14 protein-coding genes are annotated in these 14,926 nt (G+C 67.4%); 6 read left to right on the forward strand and 8 right to left on the reverse strand.

Going from position 1 to position 14,926, the window contains the following annotated elements; genetic code table 11:
- Positions 1-3: 3 nt before the first annotated feature.
- Positions 4-549 carry a hemophore gene (locus tag MHEC_RS22860; protein WP_048890451.1) on the reverse strand — a complete coding sequence of 182 codons (546 nt, stop codon included), beginning with the start codon at positions 547-549 and terminating at the stop codon, positions 4-6.
- Positions 550-841: 292 nt separating this feature from the next.
- On the opposite strand from MHEC_RS22860, the gene MHEC_RS22865 reads away from it, so the two are divergent.
- Positions 842-3,772: an MMPL family transporter gene (locus MHEC_RS22865; RefSeq protein ID WP_048890450.1), complete on the forward strand. Its 2,931-nt coding sequence runs from the start codon at positions 842-844 to the stop codon at positions 3,770-3,772.
- Positions 3,769-4,257 (forward strand): hypothetical protein, encoded by a 489-nt coding sequence (locus MHEC_RS22870; protein WP_048890449.1) that lies wholly within the window; start codon positions 3,769-3,771, stop codon positions 4,255-4,257. Before MHEC_RS22865 ends, MHEC_RS22870 begins: the two co-directional genes overlap by 4 nt.
- A 19-nt stretch (positions 4,258-4,276) precedes the next feature.
- On the opposite strand, the gene MHEC_RS22875 is transcribed toward MHEC_RS22870, so the two are convergent.
- Positions 4,277-4,966 carry a hypothetical protein gene (locus MHEC_RS22875; RefSeq protein WP_048890448.1) on the reverse strand — a complete coding sequence of 230 codons (690 nt, stop codon included), beginning with the start codon at positions 4,964-4,966 and terminating at the stop codon, positions 4,277-4,279.
- The gene (locus MHEC_RS22880) at positions 4,963-5,550 is read right to left on the reverse strand and encodes a hypothetical protein (RefSeq protein ID WP_053093978.1); all 588 of its coding nucleotides are present in this window, start codon (positions 5,548-5,550) and stop codon (positions 4,963-4,965) included. Before MHEC_RS22880 ends, MHEC_RS22875 begins: the two co-directional genes overlap by 4 nt.
- Positions 5,551-5,589: 39 nt before the next feature.
- Between MHEC_RS22880 and MHEC_RS22885 the strand changes: the two genes are divergently transcribed.
- Complete coding sequence (locus MHEC_RS22885; RefSeq protein WP_048890447.1) at positions 5,590-7,575, forward strand: M13 family metallopeptidase; 1,986 nt, start codon at positions 5,590-5,592, stop codon at positions 7,573-7,575.
- Between the two features lie 65 nt (positions 7,576-7,640).
- On the opposite strand, the gene MHEC_RS22890 is transcribed toward MHEC_RS22885, so the two are convergent.
- The 3 genes from MHEC_RS22890 to ricR all read right to left on the reverse strand — a co-directional run bounded on the left by MHEC_RS22890 (position 7,641) and on the right by ricR (position 10,432).
- Entirely contained in the window at positions 7,641-8,660 is a 1,020-nt protein-coding gene (locus MHEC_RS22890; RefSeq protein WP_048890446.1) for a L,D-transpeptidase, read from the reverse strand.
- 142 nt (positions 8,661-8,802) lie between these two features.
- Entirely contained in the window at positions 8,803-10,035 is a 1,233-nt protein-coding gene (locus MHEC_RS22895) for an MFS transporter (protein WP_048890445.1), read from the reverse strand.
- 106 nt (positions 10,036-10,141) lie between these two features.
- Positions 10,142-10,432: a copper-sensing transcriptional repressor RicR gene (ricR, locus tag MHEC_RS22900; protein WP_048890444.1), complete on the reverse strand. Its 291-nt coding sequence runs from the start codon at positions 10,430-10,432 to the stop codon at positions 10,142-10,144.
- A gap of 144 nt (positions 10,433-10,576) precedes the next feature.
- Here ricR and ilvD point away from each other — a divergent pair, with 144 nt between their 5' ends.
- Positions 10,577-12,295, forward strand: coding sequence for a dihydroxy-acid dehydratase (gene ilvD, locus MHEC_RS22905; protein ID WP_048890443.1), 1,719 nt, complete (start codon positions 10,577-10,579; stop codon positions 12,293-12,295).
- Positions 12,296-12,358: 63 nt separating this feature from the next.
- Here ilvD and MHEC_RS22910 read toward each other — a convergent pair whose 3' ends face one another.
- Positions 12,359-12,802 (reverse strand): SPW repeat protein, encoded by a 444-nt coding sequence (locus MHEC_RS22910; protein ID WP_048890442.1) that lies wholly within the window; start codon positions 12,800-12,802, stop codon positions 12,359-12,361.
- Between the two features lie 171 nt (positions 12,803-12,973).
- Between MHEC_RS22910 and MHEC_RS22915 the strand changes: the two genes are divergently transcribed.
- A complete protein-coding gene (locus MHEC_RS22915) occupies positions 12,974-13,954 on the forward strand; it encodes an NAD(P)H-dependent flavin oxidoreductase (protein ID WP_048890441.1) in 981 nt (326 codons plus the stop codon).
- A gap of 3 nt (positions 13,955-13,957) precedes the next feature.
- Here MHEC_RS22915 and MHEC_RS22920 read toward each other — a convergent pair whose 3' ends face one another.
- On the reverse strand, positions 13,958-14,617 hold the full coding sequence (locus MHEC_RS22920) for an O-methyltransferase (RefSeq protein ID WP_048890553.1): 660 nt from the start codon (positions 14,615-14,617) through the stop codon (positions 13,958-13,960).
- Positions 14,618-14,746: 129 nt separating this feature from the next.
- On the opposite strand from MHEC_RS22920, the gene mymT reads away from it, so the two are divergent.
- Positions 14,747-14,893, forward strand: coding sequence for a copper-binding metallothionein MymT (mymT, locus tag MHEC_RS22925; RefSeq protein WP_048890440.1), 147 nt, complete (start codon positions 14,747-14,749; stop codon positions 14,891-14,893).
- The last annotated feature ends 33 nt before the right edge of the window (positions 14,894-14,926 follow it).

The raw sequence follows: 14,926 nt of genomic DNA on the forward strand, positions 1-14,926 counted from the left end.
CGCCTACCTGACGGCGGTGATCGGCGACATGCCGGCCGGACCCGGCAGCGGCCCGGTTCCCGGTGGCGGGGCCGCCGGTGCGGCCGGTGCGCCGCCGGGCATTCCGGCAACCGGCTGCACGCCAGCGCCGGGCAAGCCGCCCGGCAGACCGTTTTGCGCGCCCTGCATCAGCCCGAGCACCTGCGGAATCGTGATCGGCAACTTGCACTTTGCTCCCAGGCCGGTCAGCGGCTGCGAGATCGTCTGCAGGTCGCTGGCCACCTTGGGGTTGGCTTCGAAGTAACTCTTCAGCGACGTCACCGACTGAGGTCCGGCGGGCTGCTGCAGGATCGTGGTCATCGCCTGATTGGTCTCAGGGTGCGAGTCGAGGTAGTCGCCCGCCGACTTGGCCACCGAGCCGACCGTCCTTGCCATCTCGCTGGCGGCGCACGGATCCTGCGCCCCGCTGGCCGACGGCACGACCAGCACGGCCGCGGCCGTACCGCCTACCGCGGCGGCGGCCAACACGCCGAAAAGCCCGTGACGCAACGTTGCAGCGGTCATCTTCATGGACAACTCCTCACGGCTTGCGAACGCCCTCCCGTCCCGCAACCGGCTGTGTTCGACGGCATGTGGCCCGCTTCGGCCCCTGACATCGTGCCATCCGGTCCGGCGACACCGCCAATCGGCGCGGCTGAGAATCTGCTTTGGAACGCTGTGCCGGATCGCGGCATCAATACCATCACAATTCGACAGTCACCGCAGCTCAGAGCCGATAAGTAGAGTTACTTTACGCCCATCTGCGGTAGGCTCACGGCCACGCAACGCGGGAGAAGGCGGGGAGAGCGAAATCCAGCAGTTCATGATGCGTCTGAGCAGCAACCTGCGCAGATACCGCTGGCTGGTGTTCGCAGGTTGGTTGCTCGCACTGGTGCCCGCGATCTATTTGACGACGACCCAGTCAGGTCACCTCACCGGTGGCGGCTTTGAGGTAGCCGGGTCCCAGTCGCTGTTTGTTCACGACCAACTCGAGGACCACTACCCGGACCAGGGTGCGTCCCCGCTCGCCCTGGTGGCCGCGCCGCGCGCCGACGCCACTTACGCCGACATGAACGACGCCGTCGCCCTGCTCAAGCGGGTCGCCGGCGAGGTGCCCAGCGTGTCGGTGGTTGCCGACTCGCGCCAGCCGGCCCCGCAGCCCGACCGGCCGTACGTGGTGTCGCTGCGGCTGGACTTCAACAACACCGGCGCCAGCGACGTCGCCAGAAAACTGCGGGACAAAGTGGGCGTCAACGGTGACCAACCAGGCAAGATCGACAATGGCCGGGTCCGGTTGTATGTCATCGGGCAGGGCGCGCTGAGCACCGCCGCGGCGGGAAACACCAAACACGACATCGCCGCGGCAGAGCGGTGGAACCTTCCGATCATTTTGATTGTCTTGCTCGCGGTGTTCGGTTCGTTGGCCGCGGCCGCCATCCCGCTGGCGCTGGGCATCTGCACCGTCGCGATCACCATGGGCTTGGTCTATCTGTTGTCGACCTACACCACGATGTCGGTGTTCGTCACCTCGACGGTGTCGATGTTCGGTATCGCGCTGGCCGTCGACTACTCCCTGTTCATCCTGATGCGCTTCCGCGAGGAGCTGCGCGCCGGCCGCCAGCCGCAGGAGGCGATTGACGCGGCGATGGGCACTTCGGGGCTGGCGGTGGTGCTGTCCGGCATGACCGTCGTCGCCTCGCTGACCGGGATCTACCTGATCGATACCCCGGCGCTGGCATCGATGGCCACCGGCGCGATTCTCGCGGTCGCGGTCGCGATGCTGACGTCGGCCACCCTGACACCGGCGGTGCTGGCGACGTTTGGCCGCGCCGTCGCCAAGCGGTCGGCGCTGCTGCACTGGTCGCGCCGGCCCGAGTCCACCCAGTCGCGGTTCTGGGCCCGCTGGATCGGTTGGGTCATGCGCCGCCCGTGGGCATCGGCCCTCGCCGCCGCGGCGGTGCTTCTCGCGATGGCCGCACCGTCTCTGTCGATGGTGCTGGGCAATAGCCTGTTGCGCCAATTCGACTCCACCCATGAGATCCGCGCCGGCGTCGCGTCGGCCGCCCAGGCGCTCGGGCCCGGGGCGCTGGGCCCGGTGCAGGTGCTGGTGAGCTTCCCGGACGGGCACGCGTCGTCGCCCGCACACCAGGAGACACTGGCCGCGATCGGTCGCGAGCTGGCCCACGCTCCCGACATCGTTTCGGTGACACCGCCGGTATTCGCTGACGACAACAGCAGCGCGCTGCTGAGCGCGGTGCTGTCGGTTGATCCCGAAGACATCAGTGCGCGCCATACCGTCGACTGGATTCGCACTCACCTACCCGAAGGTGCCGGCGCGCTGCGGGTCGACGTCGGCGGACCCACCGCGCTGATCAAAGACTTCGACGACCGGGTGGCCCAAACCGAGCCGCTGGTACTGGTTTTCGTCGCGCTGATCGCCTTTGTGATGCTGCTGATCTCGATCCAATCGGTGTTCTTGGCGTTCAAAGGCGTGCTGATGACGGTGCTGTCGGTCGCCGCCGCCTACGGCAGCCTGGTGATGGTGTTCCAATGGGGCTGGCTGGAAAAGCTCGGTTTCGAGCGGATCAGCTCCATCGACAGCACCGTTCCGCCGCTTGTGCTGGCAATGACCTTCGGGCTGTCGATGGACTACGAGATCTTCCTGTTGACCCGTATCCGGGAACGCTTCCTGCAGTCCGGACACACCCACGACGCCGTCGCCTACGGGGTGAGCACCAGCGCCCGGACCATCACCAGCGCGGCGCTGATCATGATTGCGGTGTTCATCGGCTTCGCGTTCGCCGGCATGCCACTGGTCGCCGAGATCGGCGTGGCATGCGCGGTCGCGATCGCTGTGGACGCCACCGTCGTGCGGCTGGTGCTGGTGCCGGCGCTGATGGCGATGTTCGACCAGTGGAACTGGTGGTTGCCCGGCTGGCTGTCACGCATCCTGCCCTCGGTCGACGTCGAAAAGCCGCTGCCCGAGGTCGACCTCGGCGACGTCGTGATGATTCCCGACGACATCCCCGCCCCGGCGGTGCCCAGCGCGGACCTGCGAACGGTGATCAAGTCGGCGGCACGGCTCAAGCGGCTGGTTCCCGACGCGATCTCGGTAACCGACCCGCTGGCCTTCACCGGTTGCGGCTGCGACAACGGCGGCGCCGAGGACACCGCCCTGACCGCTACCAACGTCACGGCCAACACGCCGGCGCTGGCCCGCAAGTTCGTCGGCGGCTTGCCGTCCCGCAACGGCGTCAGCCGGGGCACGTCGCGCCCGGTACATCCCGTCACCGTCTGGCGCGGCCGACTTTCGGTGGCCCTCGATGCGCTGGAGACCCAGGCCGACGCGGTCGAGCCGGCCGTCGAGCGGCGCAGCCCGGTGGAGACCACCAACGTCCAATTGCCCACCGGCGACCGGCTGCAGATCCCGACCGGCGCGGAAACGCTGCGGCTGAAGGGCTACCTGATCATGTGCCGCAACAGCAGCCGCGACTACGCCGAGTTTGCTGAGCTCGTCGCCACGATGGAACCGGAAACCGCTGCGATGATCCTGGCTGGGATGGACAGGTACTACTGTTGTCGACAACCTAGGCGAGAATGGGTCGCCAGCCAGTTGGTCCGTCGGCTCGCGGACCCACATCCGTCTGACCTTGACGACGACCATTGGTCCGACCCGGATGCGCGGGCCGAGTGGGAAGACGTCAGGCAACGCTGCCTGTCGGTAGCTGTGGCAATGCTGGAGGAGGCGAGGTGACGTTGACCGCGGACCGACGCCCTGGACCGGTGCCGCATCGGCCCGCTCCCCGGCCGCGGTACGCCGACCAGCCCGTCGAATTCTGGCCCACCGCCGCGATCCGCTCCGCGCTGGAGGGCGGGGACATCGGCACCTGGAAGCAAATCGCCGTTGCGCTCAAGCGTGACCCGTACGGACGCACCGCACGCCAGGTCGAAGAGGTGCTCGCGGGTTCGCGGCCCTACGGCATCTCCAAGGCGATGGCCGAGGTGCTCGAGCGCGCCCGGGCACACCTGGAAGCAGACGAACGCGCCGAGGTTGCCCGCCACGTGCGGTTGCTGATCGACCGGTCGGGGTTGCGCGAGCAGGAATTCGCCTCGCGCATCGGGGTCACCGCCGAGCAGCTCGCCACCTACCTCGACGCGAAGGTGAGCCCTTCGGCGTCGCTGATGATCCGCATGCGCCGACTATCCGACCGGTTCGCCAAAGCCAGGCCGGACAGCTGACGCGAGCGGTTGGCGCGGGTCATCGCGAGTGGATCGGCAACACGTCGAACACCAGCCAGTGACCGCTGTTCTTGGTCAGCGTCACCCGCAGCGCCAGCACGGTACGGCTCGGCTGCTGACCCGGGGTGTTCTGGGTCGCACGCACGACCACCGCCACACTGGCCGCCGACGGCCCCAACGCCTCCACTCCGGCGGACAACGTCGAAGCCTGCGCGGTGACCTGGCGCTGCGCCAAATCGGCGGTGGACTTGGCGAATTGGTCCTTGAACGCCGTCGCCCGCTCCGGCACCATCATCGCCGCGGCCCGGTCGACCGATCCCGTCGGATCCTGCGGGGAGTACGTCGCCGTCGCCTCCGCCATGCTTGAGGCGATCCGAACCACGTCTCGAGCGTCGCGGTTGAAGTCGCGATCGGGCATCGTCCAGCGAGCGAAGCCGGTCAGCACGGCCGCCACCAGGGCCGCCGCGCAGACCGCGACTAAAGCCAGTCGCAGCGCGGGCGCGTCGTCATCGGTTCCGACTGTTACCGAATCACGGTGCGCCAGAACGAAATTGATCACCACCCCTTCGACGATGAGCAGCATCAGCACCGAGCACAGCGCCACCCACCACAGCGGCCACGCCAGGATGATCCCGATCATCGCCAGCGCGCCGATCGTGCCGAGCGGCGCTGCGACGTCGAACACCAGCACCCGCCAGAGGTTTCTCATCGGATCGATCCCAACTGCGAGATCAGCAGCTTGCCGTCCACATCCGAGACATCCAGGCGCAGATTCCAATGCACCGTCTGCGGTTTGCCGCCGACGTTCTCCGCGACCGACGTCGCGACCACCATGACGGTGTCGGTGCGCCGGGCCACCGGCGGCAGCTCCGAAGCGGACGGCCGAGCACGTGGCTGGGCGTCGGGATCGTGATGCACCGACTCGATCGCGACCGCCTCGATCCGACCGGTGCTGCGAGACTTCAGCCGCTGCACCACTTCGCGATACGGGCGCACAGCGGCGTCGAAGTCCGCGTTGAGCTCACCGACCGTCCCGTCATGCAGCCGCTGCAAGCTGGCGTCGACGTTGTCGCTGGTCATGTTGATCAGCACACCGGTCCAGTCGGCCGCGGTTTGCAGGACTCTGCTCTGGTAGGAGCGTTCTGCAACCTCGTCGCGGTGCGCCGACCAGATCGCGGCACCCAACGCGACGGCCGCGATGCACAGCGCCCCCAGCGCGGCCGACGCGACACCGTAGGCCGAGAAGATGCGCCCGTCGGCGGGTGGCGCGGTTGCTTCGCCGTCGTCAGGCATGGCCGAGAGGCTACCCGGCGGGGATGGAAGGATGGCGGGGTGACGGTAGAAGCGCTGCGCTCGGGCCTGGACCTGAGCTTTCTCGACACCGGTATCCGACCCCAAGACGACTTGTTCGGCCACGTCAACGGTCGCTGGCTGGCCGAGTATCAGATGCCGCCCGACCGCGCAAGCGACGGGGCATTCCGGCAGCTGTTCGACCGCGCCGAGGCCCAGGTGCGTGACCTGATCACCGACGCGGCGCACACCGCAGCCGATCCGGGCACCGACGAACAACGCATCGGCGACCTTTACGCCAGCTTCCTCGACGAGGACACCGTCGAACAGCGCGGAGTGCAACCACTGCTGGAGGAACTGGCGGCAATCGACGAGGCCGCCGATCCCGACGCATTGGCGGGAACGCTCGGCGCCCTGCAACGCACCGGGGTGGGCGGCGGCGTCGGGGCGTACGTGGACACCGACGCCAAAAACTCGGACCGCTACCTGATGCATGTGACGCAATCGGGTATCGGGTTGCCCGACGAGTCCTACTACCGCGACGAGCGGCACGCCGAGATTCTGGCCGCCTACCCCGGGCACATCGCCCGGATGTTTGCGCTGGTGTACGGCGGTGAGGCCAGCGACCATGCCCGAACCGCGGACCGCATTGTGGCACTGGAGACCAAGCTGGCCGCGGCGCACTGGGACGTGGTCAAACGCCGCGATGCCGAGCTCACCTACAACCTGCGCACCTTCACCGAGGTGCAAGCCGAGGCAGCCGCGTTCAACTGGACCCGTTGGATCAGCATGCTAGGCAGCACACCGGAGGCGGTGGCGGAACTCGTTGTGCGCCAACCAGATTACCTGACCGCGTTCGCACGGCTGTGGGCCAGCGAGGATCTGGACGACTGGAAGCACTGGGCGCGCTGGCGGGTGATCCACTCGCGGGCGGGGATGCTCACCGATGCGCTGGTGCGCGAAGACTTCGCCTTCTACGGGCGCATATTGACCGGCGCCGAGCGGATCCGGGACCGCTGGAAGCGCGGCGTTGCCCTGGTGCAAACCCTGATGGGCGACGCCGTTGGGAAGCTTTACGTGCAGCGGCATTTCCCGCCGCAGGCGAAGGCGCGCATCGACGCCCTGGTGGACAACCTGCGCGAAGCGTATCGGATCAGCATCGAGGGCCTGGACTGGATGACCCCGCAGACCCGCGAGCGCGCGCTGGCCAAGCTGGACAAGTTCACGGCCAAAGTCGGCTACCCGAACAAGTGGCGCGACTACTCCGGACTGGTGATCGACCGCGCCGACCTGTACGGCAACTACCGGCGCGGCTGCGCAGTCAACTACGAGCGCGAATTGGCCAAGCTCGGTGGACCGGTCGACCGCGACGAGTGGTTTATGACGCCGCAAACGGTCAACGCCTACTACAACCCGGGGATGAACGAAATCGTCTTCCCGGCAGCGATTCTGCAACCCCCGTTTTTCGACGCCGACGCCGACGACGCCGCCAACTACGGTGGCATCGGGGCGGTGATCGGACACGAGATCGGGCACGGATTCGACGACCAGGGCGCCAAATACGACGGTGACGGCAATCTGGTCGACTGGTGGACCGACGAGGACCGCAACGAGTTCGCCGCCCGCACCAGGGCGTTGATCGAACAATACGGCGACTACACGCCAAGAGCGCTCGGCGACGGTCACCGGGTCAACGGAGCGTTGACCGTCGGCGAGAACATCGGCGATTTGGGCGGGCTGTCGATCGCGCTGCTGGCCTATCAGCTGTCGCTGAACGGCCGGCAGCCTCCTGTCATCGACGGTCTCACCGGCGTGCAGCGGGTGTTCTTCGGGTGGGCGCAGGTATGGCGGGCCAAGTCGCGCGACGCCGAGGCGATCCGGCGGCTGGCGATCGACCCGCATTCACCGCCAGAGTTTCGGTGCAACGGCGTGATTCGCAACATCGACGCCTTCTACGACGCGTTCGGTGTGACCGAATCCGACGCCCTCTACCTGAAGCCCCAGCAGCGGGTGCGCATCTGGAATTGATGGCGAGCAGACGCAGAATCGCACGAAAATTGCGTTGACGCTGCGATTCTGCGTCTGCTCGGCGGTTAAATCTGCCAGTCGTTGGAGCCGTCGTTTTTGCTGTAGGTTCCCACCGAGTTCTTGACGACGATGGGATCGCCGGCGCCGAAGTTGTCGAAGAACCACCTGGCATTGGCCGGGCTGATGTTGATGCACCCGTGGCTGACGTCGCGCACACCCTGGTCGGCCACCGACCAGGGCGCGCTGTGCACGAAATCGCCGCTGTTGTCGAACTGCACGGCGTCCTGAACCGTGACTTTGTAACCGTACGTCGAGTTGACCGGCACCCCGTAGGTCGACGAGTCCATCACCACGGTGGCCTTCTTGTCGAGCACGTAGTACGTCCCGTTGGGGGTCTGGTGCCCGCCCGCCGACATCCCCATCGACATCGGGATGGTCTTCTCCACCTTCCCGTTGCGGGTGACGGTCATCATGTGGGTGGCGTCGTCGGCGGTAGCCACCAGCGCGTCACCGGTCTGAAAGCTCGACTTGGTGCCGGCCGCATCGATATTGACGATGGTGTGGGCCGGCCAGAAGCTCAATGGACGCCACCGCACCTGGGTTGGGCTCATCCAGTAAAACTTGCCGGGCACCGGGGGCTCCGACGAAATGTGGATCGCTTTTTCGGCCATCGCCTGGTCGGCGATCGGCCGCTGGAAATTGATGACGATCGGCTTGGCCACTCCGACCGTCGCGCCGTTGACCGGATTGAACGATGGCGGCAGGAACGGCGGCTCGCCGACAAACGGTGTCGGGTCCTGGCCGGCGACGGGACCGGCCGGTGCGGCAGCGGCCGCGATCGGTGCCGACGGGGGGGCCGCAGGGTCCGCGGGAGGCGGCGCCGCCACCGGATCGCCCGCGGCGGGCGCTGGCGGCCCGATCGGCGGCGGTGGCGGTGCGTCACCTGGGCCGGGATCGACCACGGTCGGATCGCCGGGCGGCTGGTCGGGGTCGGCCAGGGCCGGGCCGGGACCCCAGGCCAGCACGGCGGCCAGTCCCGCCGTGCTGAGAACGGCGAGAAGCGTGCCTCTCGTCGATCGCGACATATGCATACCTCCAGTCACAGTCTGTAGCCCAGTGTGGCATAGCACGGCGAGGGGTTTTCGGCTCGGCGAGCGTCGACCGGTCGCGCAACTGCCACAATTGGCGTCCTGAGCTGCGCTGTTAATCGACGCAACGGCACGGACGTTACGGCTGTTCGGCCAGCGCAGGCACCGCGAACAGCTGCCGGCTGGCCGCCATGCCGCTCAGCGCGGCGCCCATCAGCAGCGCCGAGGCGGCCAGCATCACCGGCACGCTGCGCTCGTAGAGCAGACCGCCGGCCAGTGACCCGGCGGTGATCCCGATCTGGAAGGCCGCCATGTACAACCCCGACGCGCCGTCGGGATCGTCGGCGCCGGCCCGCATCGCAGCAGCCTGCATCATCGGCGACACGGCGTTGGCGGCCGCGCCCCACAGCGCGATTGCACCGGTGCCGATCACCGCGGTCACCGCGCTCGGCGAGCCGAATGCCAATGCGGTCAGCAGGAACAGCGCCGCCCACAGTGCGCCCATGCAGCTGATCACGGCGGCCTTGGGTCGACGGTCCGACGGCCGGGCCACCACCGGCATCGCCACCAGGCCGGCAATCCCGTAGGCGGCCAGCAACCAGGCCAGGTTCGGGCCGTGCACGCCAACGACGTCACGGATGATCACCACGATGTACGTGTAGGAGATGTAGTGGCCGGTGACAGCGACCAGGGTGAGCAGGCTCACCCGCAACAGCCGCCGGTTGCGGTGGTGGCGGGCCCGGGGGCCCACGGTAGCGAGTTGGTCGTCGGTGAGCGCCAGCGCGGGCAGTACCGCCCAGGCCGCCAGCGTGACGGCGGCCGCGGCGACGGTGATGCACGCGACCGCCAGCCGCCAGCCCCACAGCAAGCTCATCGCCGCGGTCAGCGGGCTGCCGACTACGACCGCGAGGCTGATGCCGACGTAGACCATCGTCGTGGCGCGTCCGGCATGGCTGGCCGGGACCAACCGCGTCGCGATCGGGGCCAGCACCGACAGCATCAGGCCGTGGGTGATCGCGCACAGCACCCGACCGACCGCCAGCATCGAAAAGGTGGGCGCCACCGCCGAGATGGCCTGTGAGGCGGTCAGACACAGCAAAGTCAGCAGCAGCGTCCGCCGCCGCGGCCAGTGCGCTGTCCAGCGGACCAGCGGAATCGTCGTCACCGCGGCAACCAGCGCATACCAGGCCAGCAGCGTGCCGACCAGGGGCACGCTGACGTGCAGATCACGCGCGATCGCGGGCAGCGCGCCGACCGGCAGGATCTCGGCGGTGACGTAAATGAAGGCCGCGGCCGCCAGCACCGTCAATTGCGCCGCGATCCGGGGCGTCCAGGGCCCGGCGCGGGCCGGCGCGTGGTCCGCGCCGCGCATGTGGGTTGCAGCATCGAGCCGGCGCTGGCGCAATCGCGCTGCTCGCCCGGTATGCGTTGCCCCCACGGCCACTACTCAACCATGGGTTTGCCCCGGGCGTTAACCCTCACGAACGAACGAGTCGGGCGATCGCGGCCGACGCTTCCGCGATTTTCGCGTCGGCTTCGTCATCACCGCCGGCGATCGCACGGCTGACGCAATGGCTGAGGTGTTCGTCAAGAAGGCTCAGCGCCACCGACCGCAGGGCGCTGTTGGCGGCGCTGATCTGGGTGAGGACGTCGATGCAGTACTTGTCCTCTTCGATCATCTTCGCGATCCCGCGCACCTGTCCTTCAATGCGGCGCAACCGTTTAGCGTAGTTGTCCTTTTGCGACGAATAGCCGCGGGTCGATGCCATCTAACCTCCCAGCATCGTGGTGTGAGCCTGTGGTGTGGTGACGCTGCGCCTGCAAGGAGCTGCCCTACGACCAACCTTACTCGATACCCCAGCGGGGTATGTGACCCGTTTGGGGCCCTGAGCCGTCTCCCGCATACTTGGACGATGGCACACACCACCGAGTCGGAGCCACCATCCATCGACATCAAACCTCGCAGCCGTGATGTCACCGACGGTCTGGAAAGAGCCGCCGCTCGTGGCATGTTACGGGCAGTGGGCATGGGCGACGACGACTTCGCCAAGCCGCAGATCGGCGTCGCGTCGTCGTGGAACGAGATCACGCCGTGCAACCTGTCACTGGACCGGCTGGCCAAGGCGGCCAAAGACGGGGTGTTCGCTGCCGGCGGTTATCCGCTTGAGTTTTGCACGATCTCGGTGTCCGACGGCATTTCGATGGGCCACGAGGGCATGCACTTCTCGTTGGTGTCCCGCGAGCTGATCGCCGACAGCGTCGAAACCGTGATGCAGGCGGAACGCTTCGACGGCGTGGCGCTGCTGGCCGGCTGCGACAAGTCGCTGCCCGGGATGCTGATGGCCGCCGCCCGCCTGGATTTGGCCGCGGTTTTCCTCTACGCGGGCACGATCTTGCCCGGGCGAACCAAACTCTCCGACGGCAGCGAGCGCGAGGTCACGATCATCGACGCGTTCGAAGCGGTCGGCGCGTGCGTTCGCGGCCTGATGCCGCGCGAAGACGTCGACGCCATCGAACGCGCCATCTGCCCGGGCGAAGGGGCATGCGCAGGCATGTACACCGCCAACACGATGGCCAGTGCCGCCGAGGCGCTGGGGATGTCGCTGCCGGGCAGCGCGGCGCCGCCGGCGACCGATCGCCGCCGCGACGGGTTCGCGCGCCGCAGCGGGGAGGCCGTTGTCGAATTGCTGCGGCGCGGTATCACCGCGCGCGACATCCTGACCAAGGAGGCGTTCGAGAACGCGATCGCGGTGGTGATGGCGTTCGGTGGCTCGACCAACGCCGTGCTACACCTGCTCGCGATCGCCAACGAGGCCAACGTCAAGCTGTCGCTGGACGATTTCAGCCGCATCGGGGCGCGGGTGCCGCACTTGGCCGATGTCAAGCCCTTCGGGCGACATGTGATGGCAGACGTCGACCGGATCGGCGGGGTGCCGGTGGTGATGAAAGCACTGCTGGATGCCGGCCTGCTGCACGGCGACTGCCTGACGGTGACCGGCCGGACGGTGGCGGAAAACCTCGCGCGCATCGTTCCGCCGGACCCGGACGGCAAGGTGCTGAGGGCACTGGACACGCCCATCCATCCGACCGGCGGAATCACGATCCTGTACGGATCGTTGGCGCCCGAGGGTGCGGTGGTCAAGACGGCAGGCTTCGACACCGAGGTATTCGAAGGTGCCGCAAGGGTTTTCGACGGTGAGCGGGCCGCATTGGATGCCCTGGAGGCCGGAACCATCAAGGCTGGCGACGCCGTGGTGATCCGCTACGAGGGGCCCAAAGGCGGTCCCGGGATGCGCGAAATGCTTGCTATCACCGGCGCCATCAAGGGCGCTGGCTTGGGTAAGGACGTGCTGTTGTTGACCGACGGCCGATTCTCCGGCGGCACCACGGGCCTGTGCGTCGGGCACATCGCCCCGGAAGCGGTCGACGGCGGGCCGATCGCTTTCCTTGCGGACGGCGATCGGATCCGGCTCGACGTCGCGCGGGCAACCCTGGACGTGTTGGTCGATGCCGATGAGTTTGCCTCGCGCCGTTCCGGTTTTACTCCACTACCGCCGCGCTACACCAGCGGGGTGCTAGCCAAGTACGTCAAACTGGTCGGCTCGGCGGCAACCGGAGCGGTCTGCGGTTAGGCCGCGCCGCGCCTTACCCGGCCGGCTGAACCCGGCCGGGTGGCGAATCGGCGCCTGACCTAGTTACGCGTGCTTTGCTTCGTAGCTGCGTGCGCGCATGCCGAAGTACACGGCGGTCAGGCCCAGGACGGTTATCACCGCACCGGCAACCACATTCGACCAGATCATGCCGGCCGTCGGCGACACACCGTGCAAAACCCACGGCGCGACGATCAGCCACACACCGAACACCGGCAGCGTCCAGGTCATGCCGTGGGTGCGGTCTAGCGCCGACGCAAAGCAAAACGCCAGCACGGCGACGGCGATCCCGCAGATCAGGTCGTTGCGGGCCAGCGCTCTCGTCCCGGCGAACCCGACAACCCATGGCGACACGGCCGCGTAGATCCCGGTCAGCAGCGCCAAACCGAAGGTGAACTGCGCGGTCATTGACTCCGCGGCCCGCTCATAGTTGGCGCGCAGAGCCAACAGATCCGGGTGTTGTTCGATTGATGGATGCACCGTACTCATTTTGTGACCTTTCTGTTATGCGGCAAGCCTTTTGGGCTTACCGCAACCCATCCATCTGCCCCAAGATTACGCCCGTCGGTGTAACGCCAGCAACGAAAAGTGACCCGTGGTCACCACCCCCTCGACGTGCGCCGGCCCACCCCGTAGCGTCAAGGAGCAGCGAGGTGAGACATGGATGTCGCGGATCGGCTCAAGCTCGACGTTCCGGTGGGCCAAGCAGGGATGGGCGGTGGCCTGGCGGGCGCGCCGCTAGCGGCCGCGGTCGCCAAGGCCGGTGGCCTGGGAACACTGGGGCTTACGACACCCACCGAGTTGCGCAGGTCCATTGATCAGGTGCGCGACGAAGCCCCGGGACGCGCCGTCGCGGTAAACCTCTTGTGGCCCTTCACCCGTCGCCGCCATGTGCGCGTCTGCGTCGAAGCCCGCATCGATGTCGCGGTGCTGGCCTTCGGCGGCGACCGCAGCCTGGTCGAGCATCTACACGACACGGGGATCTTCGTCTTTGTCATGGTCGGCACCGAAAGCCAAGCGCGACAAGCCATCGCATGGGGCGCTGACGGTCTGATTGCCCAAGGACGCGAGGCCGGCGGCCACCTGGTCGGCACCCTGCCGGCGCTGGACTTCCTGCGGCAGGCGCTGTCGGTGGCCGGGCAGCGTCCGGTGTTCCTCGCCGGCGGGATCGCCACCGGCACCGACGCCCGCGCCGCGCTCGCGGGTGGCGCCAGCGGTGTCATCGCCGGAACCAGGTTTTTGCTGACGCACGAGTCCAACGCCCACCCGGAGTACCAGCGCCGAATCCTCGATGCGGACCGGACCGTCGAAACCACGCTGTTCGGCCTGAGTTGGCCGTTGCGGCACCGGGTCGCGCCCAATGCCGCCACCCGCCGGTGGTGCCGCAGCGACGGGACCGCCAAGGCGCTTCCAGCCGCCCTCAACACATGCAGTCGCGCGCTTGCAGTGCTGGGCTACCTCGACGCCGGCGCGTTGCTGCGATGGCAGTCAGCGCGGCGTCCGTGGTTCACGCCGCTGGCGCCGCTGGCGGGAATGCCCGATTCCTGGGTCGACTGGGCAGCGCTCTACGCCGGTGAGACGGCGCTGCGGATAACCAAAATAACCTCGGCAGCGCAGGCTCTGGCAGAGCTGACGCCGTGACGACTAGCTGACCAACGCCATCGCGAAGCCGTCCCAATCCTTGGCCCCGACCGTTTGCAGCGCCGCGGCATCCAGTTGTGGGTGCTTGCCCATCAGCTCAATGGTCTGGCGCACCGCCTGCATCTGACGGTCCCCTGGCGCTGGCGTCACGACCTGACCGGCGCGAATGACGTTGTCCACCACGATGAGTGAGCCGGGTCGGGTCAGTCTTACCGCCCATTCGAGGTATGCGACATTGTTTTCCTTGTCTGCGTCGATGAATACCAAATCGAACGGTCCGCCGGTCAGGGTGGGCAGAGTGTCCAGTGCGGCGCCGACGATCACCTCCACTCGATCTGCAACACCGGCGCGCTCTAGGTTGCTTCGGGCCACCTCGGCGTGCTTCGGCTCGTATTCCAGCGTTACCACCCGACCTTCCCGACCTGCGCCGCGCGCTAGCCAGATGGTGCTGAAGCCGCCCAGCGTGCCGATCTCGAGAATCCTGCGCGCCCGCATCGCGCTGGCCAGCAAGAACAAAAACTTGCCCTGCTGCGCCGATACCGCGATGGGCGGCAACCCGGCAGCATTGCTCGCTTCCAGGGCCGCCCACAGCGCCGGATCGTCACCGATCAGTGCGCCGTTCAAGAACTCGTCGACGTCGTGCGGACTCGGCTCTTGTCCCATGACCGCCAACATACTGGATTCGCCCACTCTTTACTATATACCCGTATGGGGTATATACTCCGCCCTAGCGGAACCACCGCTGGATTCTTGCCTTTCGCGGGAATCCCACGACGAATAGGGGTGATGCCAATGGCGAGCTATGAGGAAGGCACCGTACTGACCTGTGGCCACGAGGGCTGTGGGTGCCGCGTTCGCATCGAGGTCGCATGCCACTGCGCTGAGGCCGGCGAGGCGTACCGCTGCACATGCGGCGACGAACTGGTCGCCGTCGGATAGCGCCCGCTGCGGTGGGGGCCGGGGCTTTGGTCG

The organism is Mycobacterium heckeshornense (assembly GCF_016592155.1).
Taxonomy (GTDB): Bacteria; Actinomycetota; Actinomycetes; order Mycobacteriales; family Mycobacteriaceae; genus Mycobacterium; species Mycobacterium heckeshornense.